Genomic DNA, 13828 nt, shown 5'->3' on the forward strand with positions numbered 1-13828 from the left:
TCAGTGCTGGTGACCGCCGTCGCCGTGCACGTGGCCGTGTTCGATCTCTTCCTTGCCGGCTTCGCGCACTTCGACGATTTCCACGTCGAAATGCAGGTCCTTGCCGGCCATCGGATGATTCAGGTCAACGTCGACCACGCTCATGCCGACCTTCTGCACGGTGACCGCGCGCGGGCCGAAGTTGGTCTGCAGCACGACCTGCTGGCCCGGGGCCAGCTTGGCATTGCCGAAGTGCTTCTTCGGCACGCGCTGGGACAGGCCCTCGCGGCGTTCGCCGTAGGCGTCTGCAGCGGTCACGTCGACGCTGAAGGTCGCACCGGCTTCCTGGTCCATCATGGCGTTTTCCAGGCCCGGGATGATGTTGCCGTGGCCGATCAGGATTGCCAGCGGCTCGCCGCGGTCCTTGGACGACTCGATCGGCGCCTGGCCGACTTCGGAAACGGTGTAGTGGAAGCGGACAACGCGGTCTTTTTCGATCTTCATGCGCAACTCTGTCTGGATCTGCCGGAGGCAGGCGGGTTGGGGCGGGTTGTCGCCCGGCGGGGACGCCGCCATCATGACGGCCAATCCAAGGTGGCGCATTATCCGGAGATCATGCACATCACGCCAGTTTCGTCCGGCCCGCGCCGGCTCTTCGCGCCCGCCCTGCTGCTGGCCCTGCCCTTGTTGCTGTCCGCCTGCGGCGGCGGCAAGGCCACTCGCCCCGCCCCGCCGCCACCCTCGGCGCACTGGCCGGCGACCACGCCGGACAACCCCGAGGCCGCCAATTCGGTGCTGATGCGCGCGATCAGTCTGGTCGGCACGCCCTACCGCTATGGCGGCAACACCCCCGATTCGGGCTTCGACTGCAGCGGCCTGGTCACCTATGTGTACCGGGAAATGGTCGACCTGAAGCTGCCGCGCACCTCGCGCGACCTGGCCGCCGTACAGGGCCCGAAGATCGACCCGCAGCGCCTGGCCACTGGCGATCTGGTGTTCTTCGGCAGTCGCGGCAACGTGACCCACGTGGGCATCTACGTCGGCGAAGGCCGCTTCGTGCACGCGCCCAGCACCGGCGGCACGGTGCGCCTGGATTCGCTCAGCGGCGCCTATTGGAAAGACCACTACACAGGAGCGAAACGCGTCCTTCGCTAAACTGAACAGGCGATATGTTCAAAACTGTGACGCGCATCACTATGAAAATAACGTTTTTATAACGGAATTTTTAACTTATCGCGGCTTTTACAGGGCATGATGCCCCATCGTTTTTTTTCTGTGACCGACGCGTGACGACTGACGACCTGCAAGGCCAAGGCCAGACCGCCGTTCCTTCACATCGTGTCCGCCCGCTGCTGCTGGGCCTGGCACTCTGCCTCTCCAGCCTTCCGGCCTGGGCGCAGACCGCTCCGAACCGTTCCGACGCACCGGCACCGGCTTCCGTGGAAGCCACCGCCAAGCCGGCCGCCAAGGCCGAACCGGCCGCCCAGCGCAGCCGCGCCGATGCCGCCGCCAGCGCCACCCTGGCCGCCCTGCTGCCGCACCTGGCCGCGAACGACACCATTCCGCTGATGGACCGCTCGGCCATGGTTGCCGGCGACCTCAGCCGCCTGCTTGCCAACTACGACACCAGCAGCGCCGCCAATGGCAGCGTCGTGGTCGGCAGCGAAGCCGACAACGGCAAGGTGCAGTCGCTGCTGCGCCGCGCGATGACCCTGCTGGGCACCCCGTACCGCTGGGGCGGCAGCAACCCGGACAGCGGCTTCGACTGCAGCGGTCTGGTGGGTTACGTGTTCCGTTCGGCACTGGGCATCGAACTGCCGCGCGTCTCGCGCGAAATGGCCCACGACAACAACGCCCAGCTGATCAACGACCGCGCCTCGCTGGCCGCCGGCGATCTGGTGTTCTTCGGCCGCAAGGGCCGGGTCGACCATGTCGGCATCTACGTGGGCGAAGGTCGCTTCCTGCACGCCCCGAGCACCGGCAAGGACGTGCGCGTGGACACCCTGCTCAGCGGCTACTGGGGCAACAAGTTCATGCAGGCGCGCCGGGTCGATCTCTGACCGCCGCCCGCCCCGTCACCGTCTGAACGACCAAGCCGCTGCCCTGCAGCGGCTTTTTCGTTGTTGCGCCGCTGGCCGCTGGCCGCCGCCCCGTGCGTTGGTGCTTGATGTCACGGTCCGTTGGGCCGCGGCCGGCCGCCAGCCCGCGGCCTGCGTAACCCGGCGTGGGGCGGCATGCCGGGATACCCAGCCAGACCCCGCCCGCGCTGTCTGCGTGCCGGGGGGAAAGGAATGGCAGCAAGCCTGGAAGTTCCATCACGTTGCGTGATCTGGTTCGGACAGCCGCAGGCATCCGAGCGTGGCGCGCTGGCCGCCGCCGGCTGGCAGCTGCGCTGCGTGGCGCCCGGGCCGGCGATGGCCGTCGGCCTGCGCGGTCGCGACCATCTGGTCGCGGTGATCGACCTGCGCCACCTCGATCTGGACGCGCTGCAGGCGCTGCTGCCCTGGGTGCAGCAGCACCAGCACCTGCCCTGGCTGGCGGTGCTGCCGGCGGACGTACACAGCCCTCCCCCCGCCTGGACCGACGTGCTGCTGGCCTGCCAGAACCAGTTCACCCTGCCGCTTGAACTGGGCGCGATGGTGTCCACCATGCAGCGCCAGGCCGACGGTGACACAGCCGACCCGGCACGCGCCTGCGATGGCGGCGGCCTGCCCGCCCTGATCGGTGACAGCCCGCGCGTGCTGGCCGTGCGCGCGGCCCTGCACAAATTCGCGCCGGTGGATCTGCCGGTCCTGGTCACCGGCGAAACCGGCACCGGCAAGGAACTGGCGGCGCAGGCCCTGCATGCACTCTCTGGCCGGGCCGGCAAACCCTTCCTGGCGGTGAACTGCGGCGCCATTCCCGCCAACCTGGTGCAGTCGGAGCTGTTCGGCCATGAGCGCGGCGCGTTCACCGGCGCCGCCCAGCGCCGCATCGGCCTGTTCGAATCGGCCCATGGCGGCACCGTGTTCCTGGACGAGGTGGGCGACCTGCCCGGCGATGCGCAGACCAGCCTGCTGCGCGTGCTGCAGGAAGGCACGCTCGAACGCGTGGGCAGCAACCAGCCGCTGCGGGTGGATGTGCGCGTGCTGGCCGCCACCCATGTCGAACTGGAGCAGGCGGTGGCCCAGGGCCGCTTCCGCCGCGACCTGTATTACCGCCTGAACGTGCTGCGCCTGCCGATGCCCCCGCTGCGCGAGCGTGGCAGCGACGTGCTGCTGCTGGCCGATCATTTCCTGCGCGGCTTCCGCCAGCGCCATCCCGGCCGCGCGCGGGGGTTCGACACCGGCGCCCGACAAGCGATGCGTGGTTTCGGCTGGCCCGGCAATGTGCGCGAGCTGCTGAACCGCGTGCAGCGCGCGGCGATCGTGGCCGAGGGCGAACTGATCACCGCCGCCGACCTCGAACTTGCCGACGACGCACTGCCCGAACCCCGTGCGCTGCTGCAGGATGCCCGTGGCCAGGTGGAACGCGATCTGCTGCTGCAGGCATTGCGCCAGCACGGCTACAACGTCTCCGCCTGCGCCCGGCACATGCAGGTATCGCGCGTGACCGTCTACCGGCTGTGCCGCAAGCACCGCCTGGAACTGCCCCCGGAGCGCTGATGCCCGGCTGCCGTTGCCGTTGCCGTTGACGGTGATTTGGATCCGCCTTGAAGCGAGCCCAGGAGCGCAGGGTACCGGCGCGCAGCGCCGGCTCGCCGACGGCGGTGTGTTTCTTTGGTTACTTTCTTGATGGCGCACATCCATGTGCGCCACCCTACGGGCCGGCTGCGCCGTTCCGCGCTGCTCCTGCAGCACGGTGCACAAGCAAAGAAAGTGACAACCCTCCGCGGTCGCGGAAAACAGCAGCCGGGCGTGGCCCGGCTCTACCATGCGTGAGCGCCACCACAACAAGAAACGCCGGGCATGGCCCGGCGCTACCGATGCATGGCGTCAGCCCTTCGCTACAGCATGTACGGCACCTTGAACGCCAGGGTGAAGTCCGGCGCGTCGGGGGTCAGGCCGATGCCCAGCAGGGTGACCAGCGTGGTGTTCTGGTTCAACGCATAGGTCACGCCCAGGTTCAGCGAGGCGGCATTGGCATCGCTGCCGATCACCTTCACCCATTGCCCGCCCTTGAACCGTGTCGAGGCGCGCGCGGTGATCTTGTCGCTGAAGGAAATGCTCAGGCTGGTGCGCTCGTTGAAGGCAAATGCCACACCCGCGCCGAAGTACACCGATCCGCCCAGCTTCACGTCACCCGGGTTGGTGGTGTCCGGGTTGCTGTCGATGTCGCTGAAACCACGCGGGAACGAATGGATGTAACCGGCATTGGCGAACAGGATCGCCGGGTCGGCGGTCTTGACCATCGACACACCCAGGTTGGCCTGCCACACGCCATTGCCGGTGGGTTGTTCGCGCGGCACCGCAAAGCGGATGTAGTCATCGTCGTCGCGCTCGATCACCTTCCAGTCCAGCCCGTAGGGGGCACGCCCAGTCGGCGCGGTCACCCCGCCGGTCAGCACGGTTTCCGGCCGCCAGCCGCGTTCACCGAACAACCGGTAGTTCGCGCTCACGCTCACATCGCCCAGGCCATTGCCGTTGGTCTCTTCCTGCGCGATCGCAGCGGCGGCACCGCCGGCACCGCCCTTCTGGTACACCGTGCGCCGGGCCAGGTAGGGCACATCGGCGTTCAGGGTCAGGTTCGGGCTCACGCCCCAGCGCGCGGCCAGGTTGTAGGTGAGCGAATCGGATTCGACGTTCTCGATGGCGATGTTGCCCAGGAAGATTGCATCCAGCGCCAGGAAGCCATTGAGGGTGAGCTGCTTCCTGTCGTAGCGGGCATAGGTGAGGCTGTTTTCCAGGGTGAACCTGCGCGAGAACAGCGCCGCCTGCTGCTGCTTCACATCGTCCACGCTGCGTCGCGCTTCCTGCTTGGCCTGCTGCGCTTCGGCGGCGGTGCTGGCATAGCCCTCGCTGCTGGGCGGTACTGCGGCTGCGGCCGCCGGGGCCAGTGGCGCCGCCGGTGTGGATGCCGCGCCGGCACGACCGTTCAGGCGGGCCTGCATGGCCTGCACCTGCATGTCCAGTTCGCGCAGGCGCCGTACCTCCTGCGCGTAGTTGGCTTTCAGTTGTTCCAGTTGGCCGATCAGTGCCTGCACGTCGGCCGTATCGTTGGCCGCCGGCTGCTGGGCGAAGGCGTTGGCCGCCAGCGCCGCCAGCGCCAGCGGGGTAAGCCGCAAATAGGTATGCATGTCAGTGACCTGCGTTGAACGTTCGTCCCCCTTGACCGGACCGGTTTACTGGCCCGGGCCCATGCCGCGGTTCAGCGCGATTGCCTGGGCCACGTTCTGGCTCAACGGCAGGTTGCCGGCCACGGAATTGCGTACCAGCTCCAGCTGCAGCCGGTTGCTGGCGTTCTGGCCGTCGCCACTCAGGGCAATGCCCTGGCCGACGCTGCCATTGCGGATCCACTGCTGCACCATGCCCTGGCCATCGACCTGCAACAGCAGGCGTGCCTGGTTGCCGTCCAGCACCGCACTGGCGCTAGCGCCACCCTGCTGCACCTGGGCGATGCGCGTGCCGTCGTCACTGCCGGCCACGGGCACGGCGCCATCACGGATGGTGAGCGAGGTGACATTGCGCGCGGTGTTGCCATCGCCCGCCACCTGCACGCTCTGCACCAGGCCACTGGCATTGGCCAGGCCGGTACTGTCGATGCTGCGGCCACTGGTATCGGGCAGCGGTGCATCGGCGGCGGTGACCTGCACGCTGGGCTGGAAGGTCAGCTTGGGCGTGCTTCCCTGGCGGAAATCCATGCCCAGGGTGAGCGCACCCTGCACCGCGCCGCCGTCATTGCCCTTCCACTGCGAAATCATGGTGACGCCGAACCAGGCCACGTTGTTGCCGCCCACGGTGTAGCGGCCACGCATCAGGTTCAGCTCCGGATCGGGGATTTCCTTCAGGCCGCGCCCCGGTGCACCGTCTGCCGCCCAGGCGGGCAACGCAGGAAGTACCAGCAGCGCAGCAATCAGTACTCGTTGGTAGAACATGATCGTGCCTCCTTCAGAACAGGTCGGCATGGCTGAAGCCGAAGTCGACCAGCTCGGCATCGGTGATCGGTCCCTGCCGCGCATACAGCGCGCGTGCACTGGGCCGTTCGCTCGGTTGCAGCAGGACCGTATTGCGATCGAAGTCGCTGCCGATGACGACGAAAACGGCGCGCGACGGCCAGGCTTCCAGGAACTCCGGCAGCGGCAGCGCACGGTTGCCCAGGATCGGGTCGGCCACTTCCACCACGCCGCCCCGCACCTGCTTGAGCACCACGAAGTGGCGGAAGCCGCGCACATCCATCAGCACCAGCCCCGGCACCCGCAGGGTGCGCAGGCGCGTTTCATCAATGCGGTAGCCGCGGCCGCGCATGCCCAGCGATTCGACATAGCGCTTGATGTCCAGCAGCGAGAAACCGCGCTCCTTGACCAGTTGTGGATCGGAAACCCCCATCATTCCCTCGATCACCGTGGCTTCGGTGGTATCCAGGTGGTAGGCGTAGCGCAGGATCGTGGCCAGCGCGGCAGCCCCACAGCTGTAGTCGGTGTGTTGCCGCACCAGGTTGCGGTAGCGCCGCTCCTGCATGCTTTCCACCTTCTGCTGCATCAGCGCACCGTTGGGCAGCACGCCGCTGAAGGCGACGTCCCCCGCCCAGGCACCGGCGCTGCCCAGCAGCAGCAGGCAGGTCAGAACACGCAACCACCAACGGGAACCGGCCATGGTGCTCTCCACGGAAAGGAAGGAGCCCCTGCCCCAAGGGGGAGGAGGGACAGGGGCTCCCGGGGAACCCGGCCATTGGCGGACGGCCGGGCTTGTTGCGCTCAACGCAGGTCAGCTGCGAAAGCGGTCACGCGCGGTGTTACTCGCCGCCACCGGTACCGCCGCCACCGCCGGTGCTGGGCTGGGCCACGGCCAGGGCCAGGCTGTTGGCCTGCAGGTTGCCGGTGCCGGACGCCACGTTCACGCCGATGTTGCCCGACGCCCCGGAGAAGGCACTGCCGGACAGCGCCGAGGTGTTGGTGGCGTTGACGTTCACCCAACGGGTGGTGGTGACGGTGCCGCTCAGGCTGGCGTACAGGTCGGCAATGCCCAGTTCGACGAACTGGCTGGTGCCGCTTTCACGCGTGTCGAAGCCCAGGCCACCCACGCCCTGACGGTACGGGTTCATCGTTGCGTTCTGGATCTCGTTGTCCAGATCGATGTGCCCGGTGCTGTTGCCGTCCGGATGCGGCAGGTCGCCATCCCAGCTGTCGAGGTAGTAGTTCGCCATCTGGTAAGCGTTGCCACGGCCGCTGTAGGTGCCGGCGCCGTAGGCCAGGGTCAGGCCGCCCACGCCACCGCTCATGCCCACTTCCACGGTGTCGGTGTAGGACTGCACATAGCCAGCGTTGGATACCGCGTTGCCGCTGGACACCTGGTTGGAGCTGATGCTGGACTGGGCCATGGCACTGGTGGCCACCGAAGCAGCGAGCGCGTTCTTCTGCTCGTTGTTGTTGCCCGAAGCGATGTTCACGCCAATGTTGCCCGACGCACCACCGAAGGCATTGCCACCGAGGCTGGCGGCGTTGGTCACGCCCGAGTTCATGGTGGTGTTGTTGAAGCCGGCCTGGTTGACGAAGACTTCCGCATCGGCCATGCCGAAGCTGAAGGATGCGTCGGCCGCCGACAGCGAGGCCGCGTTGTCCTGCGCGTTGTTGTCACCGGCCACCACGTTGAAGCCGAGGTTGCCCGACGCACCGGCGCCGACGTCATCGGCAATGGACGCGCTGTTGGTGACCAGGCTGTTGGAGCCCAGGTTGTTGCTGATCGACTGGCGGTTGTCGATGACCGCGATGGCGGCCGAATCCAGGTCGATCGTGCCGGTCACTTCCGGGTCACCCGAGAAGCTGATGTCCGAGCTCAGGCGCAGGTCCTTTTCCAGGTTCACGTCGACGCCGTGGTTGTTCTTTTCCTTGCGCTCGTCGGCCTGGATGTTGCTGTTCTTCTGTACCTGCTCGTTCACCGTGCGGTTGCGGGTGATGTTGGAGCTGTCGGTGTTGCTGCGTACCGTGGTACTGGTACGGGTCCAGTTGCGGACCTCGTTGTCGGTGTGGTTGTGGGTGTCGTTGCGGGTTTCGGTCACGACATGGTTGTGGTTGATGTTGGCGTTGGCGTTCTGGTTGTCCCAGCCGTTGGCCGCAGCCGCAGTGGAGGCCGTGGCAATCGCCATCGCAAGCACGGTCCTTTTCAGGTTCGCGTTCATGGTGCCCTCTCTCTCATCAGGTGATACATCGGGTGGTTGTTGCTCACGGGTTGCCCTGCACGGCCATGGTCAGCACGTTGGCCGTGTCATTGCGCGCTCCCGCGATCTGATTGAGTTGCAGGACACCGTCGAAGCCCCGCAGTGCCGTCGAAGCGACGCCGACACTGCGGATACCCGCCGCAACACCGTCACCGGTGTCGCCCTGCCCCCCTGCTGACGCGATATCCGCTGCGGCCAATGCCGCGTCATCGGATTCGCGTATCCCTTGCCGGGCCAGCGTCGCGCTGACGACGTTGAGCGTCGTGTTGGCGATGCCGCTGGCCTGGTTGATCGATGCGATACCACTGGCGCCGGCCAATGCTTCCCCGGCGATATGTGCGCTGGCCTGCAACGGTGCCGACAGCACCACGTTGCCGCCGCGCTGCTGGCGTGCGGCCACGGCCACGTTGGCCTGGTCGCCGCTGGCCATGCCCTGCAGATTGGCCTGGATGTTCAGATCGCCCGCGGCCTGGTTCACCGCGATGGCGCCGCTGGCCCCGGCCAGGGCGCGGCCGTCGATGCGGGCGATATCCAGGTAGGCCAGCATGCCGCTGTAGTCGTCGGCCAGCGCGGTGGCCGGCAGCAGCACCACCACCAGCAGCAGGCCCCGCGTGCGACGCATCATTTGCCACCGCCCGGCGCCGGTGCGCCCAGCGGGAACTGCGACAGCGCGCCGCGCACCGTATCGCCGATGCCGCGGGTGGTGTTGCCCACCGCACCCAGCGGGCCGCTCATCGCCCCGCTCAGGTTGCTGCCGCTCATCATGCTGTCGCCGGAACGCCCGAGCGTGCCCCCCAGCGCCTGGTGGGTCACCCGTTCCACCGTGGTGCCACCGGGCGCGGCCAGCTGCTGGGTCTGCCCAGCGCCCAGCCCGGCGTAGTCATCGTCGCTGAGTTCATCCATGCCACCGTGCGCGCCGCTGCTGCCGAGTGCACCGGCGATCTCGCGCTGTGGCTTGGGGTCGGCGATCAACGCCACGCCGGGCGGGGCCATGCGGTAGGCCGGGCGCGTGGACACATCGCGCAGCAGCACGATTTCGCCAGGCTGCGCCTTGACGCCCTGGCGCGCACCGGAAGCGGCGGCGGCCAGCGGGCAGGCCAGGGCCAGCAGCAGTGCCATCTGCCGGACCGGGCTACCAATGAGGATGCTGCTGCCGTCCATGCCGCTCTCCCGTTGCGTATGCGCAGGGAGGGAGCAGTTTCCGTGCCAACTTCCGCAGGCCCGTTGCACAAGGCCTGCGCGTGCGCGCAAGGGCGCCGGTTGATGCCGCGGTGTTACAGCGGCGTTGGGATTTCGTTGGGCTTAACGCGCGCGAAACGCAGGATTCACGGGCTGCGCGGGGGCTGTATCAGTCCTGTTACAGGGGCTGATACAGCCCGTTGCAGCCCCGCTTCAGCTGCGCGGCGGGGTCGGGTCGGGATCGTCGATACCGACATTCGTGCTGGGGTTGTCGTAGACGCTCTGGTCCAGCAGCCCGGTTTCCTTGGCCACCAGCACCGGCACCAGCATCTGCCCCGTCACATTCGTCATCGTGCGCATCATGTCCAGGATGCGATCGATGGCATACAGGTAGCCGATGGTTTCCAGCGGCAGGTTGGCCGCGCTCAGCACCACGGTGGCCATGATCACCGCGGTACCCGGAACGCCGGCGGTACCGAAGCTGCCCAGCACCGAAGCGATCAGCACCACCACGTACTGTTCCGGGGTAAGCGGCACGCCGCTGTACTGGGCAATGAACACCGCGCACAGCGCCGGGTAGATCGCACCGCAGCCGTCCATCTTGATGCTGGCGCCCAGCGGAACGGCGAACGAGCCGTAGTCCTTGTTCACCCCCAGGTTGTGGGTGATCGAGCGCAGCGCCACCGGCATCGCCGCGAAGCTGGACGAACTGACGAAGGCCACCTGCATGCCCGGCGCCGCGCCGCGGAAGAACTTCAGCGGGTTCAGGCCGTGCGACAGCAGCAGCGCGCTGTAGACCACCACGATGTGCAGCGCGCAGGCCACGTACAGGGCCAGCACGAAATGGCCCAGCGGCAGCAGCTTCTCGAAGCCGTAGCTGCCGACCAGGCCGGCGATCAGGCCGAACGTACCGATCGGGGTGACTTCCAGCACGAAGCGGGTCACCTGGATCATGATGTCGCTCATCTGCCCGACCAGCTTGCGCGCCTCGGTCACCTTCTCGCCCAGCTTGACGATGGCAAAGCCCACCAGGCCGGCGAAGAAGATGACCGGCAAGATCGAACCGCGACCGGCCGCCAGCACGGTCTCGCCGGCCGCGTTGACCTTGGTGCCGATGCCCGACAACGCGTAGAACACGTTGGACGGCACCACGTCCAGCAGCACCTGCACCACGCTGGGCACTTCGCGCGGCACGTAGTTGCTGGCCATCGACAGTTGCAGGCCACCGGCACCAGGCTGCAGCACCGTGCCCACGCCCAGGCCCACGCAGACGGCCAGCGCCGCAGTGATCACGAACCACAGGAAGGTGCGGCCACTGAGCGCGGCGACCGATTTCTGGCCATGCAGCGACGAGATCGCGTTGATGACCGCGAAGAACACCAGCGGCACCGCGATCATCTTGATCAGGGTGACATACAGTTCGCCGAGCGGGCCGAACCACGTTTCCGCGGCCGGGCCCAGCGCCCAGCCGGCCAGCGCGCCGAGCACGAAGCCACCGACCACGCGCTGCCAGAATGGAATCCGCAGCCAGGCAGAGACCAGCTTCATAGGCAATCCAGAGGGGAAGGAAGGGATGGTTCCACGATAGCCCAAGCCCGCCGCGGGAACGACCGCCGCACCGGCAAATCAGTGTGTCATCGGCGTGCCTTGCTGGGCCGGGCATAATGAACGTCCCGTTACAGTTTGTGAGATCCCAGCGTCCATGCGTCGTTCCGTCTCCCTGTTGGCCGCCTGCGCCACCACCCTGCTGCTGGGCGCCTGCGCCAGCACCGCCCCCGCCACTGCCCCGGCCGGCCTGAAGGTCGCCGTCGATCCGGTCGCCCATCCGGCCGGCGAAACCCCGCAGTGGTGGTACCGCAGTGGCGCCGCACAGGCCGCAGCCAACGGCGCGATGGCCGGCAAGGCCAAGAACGTCATCCTGTTCCTGGGCGATGGCATGAGCCTGACCACCGTGGCCGCCGCGCGCATCTATGAAGGCCAGCGCAAGGGCAGCGCCGGCGAAGAGAACCTGCTGTCGTGGGAGCGCTTCCCGGCCACGGCGTTCAGCAAGACCTACAACACCGATTCGCAGACGCCGGATTCGGCCGGCACCATGACCGCCATCACCACCGGCGTGAAGACCCACATGGGCGCCATCGGCGTCAGCGCTGGCAGCCGCACCGACTGCGCCGACAGCCTGTCCAAGGGCCTGCTGACCTGGCTGCAGCTGGCCGACAGCGCCGGCCTGGCCACCGGCATCGTTTCAACCGCGCGCCTGACCCACGCCACCCCGGCCGCCACCTATGCCCATTCGCCCGAGCGCAACTGGGAAAACGACACCGACCTGACCGAGGAAGCCGAGGCCGCCGGCTGCCAGGACATCGCCCAGCAGTTGCTGTCCACCTCGCGCTATGGGCGCGGTCCGCTGGTCGCCCTGGGCGGCGGTCGTGGCGAGTTCACCACCGTGGAAGAGCGCGACCCCGAGTATGACGACAAGGTCGGCCAGCGCCTGGACGGCCGCAGCCTGGTGCAGGAATGGCAGCAGGCGCATCCGCAGGGTGCGTACGTGTGGAACAGCAAGCAGCTGGCCGCCGCCGCCAACGCCCCCGCCCTGCTCGGTCTGTTCGAGCCGGACCACATGCGTTACGAGTATGAACGCCCGCAGGATCCGTCCGGCGAGCCGAGCCTGGCCGAACTGACCGCCGCGGCGATCAAGAACCTGGCCCAGCACAAGGAAGGCTACGTGCTGATGATCGAAGGCGCGCGCATCGACCATGCCAACCACAGTGGCAACGCCTACCGCGCGCTGACCGAAACCGTTGCGTTGTCCGATGCCGTGCGCGTGGCCAACGAACTGACCTCGGCCGATGACACGCTGATCATCGTCACCGCCGACCACTCGCACACCCTCAACTTCGTCGGCTATCCGGCGCGTGGCAACCCGATCCTGGGCAAGGTGAAGGACAAGGGCGGCGAAGACGGTGCCGGCAAGCTGGACAACGCCCTGGACGGCAATGGCCAGCCCTACACCACGCTGAGCTACGCCAACGGCCCCGGCCACACCGGCGCCACCAACCAGCAGCCGGCCGGACCGAAGCGCTACCCGCACAACCCCAGCACATTCGAGCAGGCCAAGGGCCGCCCCGACCTGCACGCGGTGGACACCGAGCACCCCGATTACATGCAGGAAGCGCTGGTGCCGATGAAGTCCGAATCGCACGGCGGCGAAGACGTGGGCATCTGGGCCCGTGGCCCGGGCAGCCAGGCGATCCGCGGCACGCTGGAGCAGAACGCGATCTACCACATGATCGTGCAGGCGGCCCCTGCGCTGCGCGCACGCCTGTGCCAGGCCGGCACCTGCGATGCGCAGGGCGTGCCGGTGCAGCTGCCGGCGCCGAACGCCTTCGAGCGCAAGGCCGAGGCCAAGTGAGGCCGCAGCCAGCCCCTGCCGTTTGGGCCGGTCGCCGCGTTGCGCGGTGGCTGGCCCTGCTGGGCGTGCTGGCCAGTGCCGGTGCGCAGGCACAGCCGCCTGCGTGCCAACTGCTGACTGAAAGCGAAGGGCTGGTGGCACTGCCCGGCTGCACCGTGGCCAAAGGTCAGCCGCGGCTGGACGCCACTGCGCTGGCCGCCCTGCCTTACGACGCGCAGGGGCTGGCGGTAGTTCATGCCGGCGGCAGTTTCCATTACGTGGAGCGCACTGGTCGCAGCCTGGCGGTCATCACCTGGGACAACGGCCCGGACACGCTGCAGGAAGGTCTGCTGCGTGGCCGCGTGGGTGAGCGCATCGGTTACTTCGACGTGGCGTTGCGGCAGGTGATCGAACCGACCTTCGATTTTGCCTGGCCGTTCCAGGACGGCGTGGCCGAAGTCTGCAACGGCTGCCGGCGCGGCACGCCCGCTGCTGACGGGCACACCCCGATGGAAGGCGGCGACTGGTTCCGCATCGACCGCAGCGGCCGTCGGCTGAAGTAGGGTTTTCGGCAGGGCTGCGCCCTGCACCTGCTCAATGCAACGTCAACGTCAACGTCAACGTCAAAAGCGGCATTCCGTGGGATGGCGGGGCGGTGTCGGATTGCGGGGACGCCGCAAGTACGTCCGTGTAGGCTTGGCAGCCGCATCCATGCGGCTGACACCCCGCAATCCGACACCGCCCCACCTCTGACAGATTCCCGCGACCTGTCGGAATGGCATGGGGTCGGATCCCGTTGCTGCGCAACGGGCTCTGACCCCAGAATTCTTTTGGATATCTGACAGATTCATCCACGCATGGCGTGGATCTACTGTGTCGACCCAGGTCGACACCTGCCAGAGCATGGCATGGGGTCAGATCCCGTTGCTG

At 67.5% G+C, this 13828-nt stretch carries 13 protein-coding genes; 5 read left to right on the forward strand and 8 right to left on the reverse strand.

The features are described 5' to 3' along the window. Complete coding sequence (locus C1930_RS13935) at positions 1-483, reverse strand: peptidylprolyl isomerase (RefSeq protein WP_108753733.1); 483 nt, start codon at positions 481-483, stop codon at positions 1-3. Between the two features lie 111 nt (positions 484-594). Here C1930_RS13935 and C1930_RS13940 point away from each other — a divergent pair, with 111 nt between their 5' ends. The 3 genes from C1930_RS13940 to C1930_RS13950 all read left to right on the forward strand — a co-directional run bounded on the left by C1930_RS13940 (position 595) and on the right by C1930_RS13950 (position 3623). Next, positions 595-1134 (forward strand): C40 family peptidase, encoded by a 540-nt coding sequence (locus C1930_RS13940; protein ID WP_108757773.1) that lies wholly within the window; start codon positions 595-597, stop codon positions 1132-1134. A 200-nt stretch (positions 1135-1334) separates the two neighbouring features. Further along, on the forward strand, positions 1335-2039 hold the full coding sequence (locus C1930_RS13945) for a C40 family peptidase (RefSeq protein WP_233614814.1): 705 nt from the start codon (positions 1335-1337) through the stop codon (positions 2037-2039). 231 nt (positions 2040-2270) lie between these two features. Further along, positions 2271-3623, forward strand: a complete 1353-nt coding sequence (locus C1930_RS13950) for a sigma-54 dependent transcriptional regulator (RefSeq protein ID WP_108771984.1) — start codon at positions 2271-2273, stop codon at positions 3621-3623. Positions 3624-3964: 341 nt separating this feature from the next. On the opposite strand, the gene C1930_RS13955 is transcribed toward C1930_RS13950, so the two are convergent. The 7 genes from C1930_RS13955 to C1930_RS13985 form a co-directional block, all read right to left on the reverse strand. Continuing rightward, positions 3965-5254, reverse strand: coding sequence for a transporter (locus C1930_RS13955; protein WP_108750273.1), 1290 nt, complete (start codon positions 5252-5254; stop codon positions 3965-3967). Positions 5255-5299: 45 nt separating this feature from the next. Continuing rightward, the gene (locus C1930_RS13960) at positions 5300-6052 is read right to left on the reverse strand and encodes a hypothetical protein (protein WP_108756817.1); all 753 of its coding nucleotides are present in this window, start codon (positions 6050-6052) and stop codon (positions 5300-5302) included. 13 nt (positions 6053-6065) lie between these two features. Next, entirely contained in the window at positions 6066-6770 is a 705-nt protein-coding gene (locus C1930_RS13965) for a C39 family peptidase (protein WP_108750275.1), read from the reverse strand. Between the two features lie 139 nt (positions 6771-6909). Continuing rightward, positions 6910-8292 carry an adhesin gene (locus C1930_RS13970; RefSeq protein ID WP_108750276.1) on the reverse strand — a complete coding sequence of 461 codons (1383 nt, stop codon included), beginning with the start codon at positions 8290-8292 and terminating at the stop codon, positions 6910-6912. A gap of 43 nt (positions 8293-8335) precedes the next feature. Then, a complete protein-coding gene (locus tag C1930_RS13975; RefSeq protein ID WP_108754850.1) occupies positions 8336-8953 on the reverse strand; it encodes a hypothetical protein in 618 nt (205 codons plus the stop codon). Further along, positions 8953-9450 (reverse strand): hypothetical protein, encoded by a 498-nt coding sequence (locus tag C1930_RS13980; protein WP_234412145.1) that lies wholly within the window; start codon positions 9448-9450, stop codon positions 8953-8955. The genes C1930_RS13975 and C1930_RS13980 overlap by 1 nt, the downstream gene beginning before the upstream one ends. A gap of 273 nt (positions 9451-9723) precedes the next feature. Next, entirely contained in the window at positions 9724-11058 is a 1335-nt protein-coding gene (locus C1930_RS13985; protein ID WP_108756819.1) for a dicarboxylate/amino acid:cation symporter, read from the reverse strand. Positions 11059-11212: 154 nt separating this feature from the next. On the opposite strand from C1930_RS13985, the gene C1930_RS13990 reads away from it, so the two are divergent. After that, positions 11213-12919 (forward strand): alkaline phosphatase, encoded by a 1707-nt coding sequence (locus C1930_RS13990; RefSeq protein WP_108771985.1) that lies wholly within the window; start codon positions 11213-11215, stop codon positions 12917-12919. After that, a complete protein-coding gene (locus C1930_RS13995; RefSeq protein WP_108771986.1) occupies positions 12916-13461 on the forward strand; it encodes a WG repeat-containing protein in 546 nt (181 codons plus the stop codon). Before C1930_RS13990 ends, C1930_RS13995 begins: the two co-directional genes overlap by 4 nt. Positions 13462-13828 lie beyond the last annotated feature (367 nt).

This window comes from Stenotrophomonas sp. SAU14A_NAIMI4_8 (genome assembly GCF_003086695.1).
In the GTDB taxonomy this organism is placed as follows: Bacteria; Pseudomonadota; Gammaproteobacteria; order Xanthomonadales; family Xanthomonadaceae; genus Stenotrophomonas.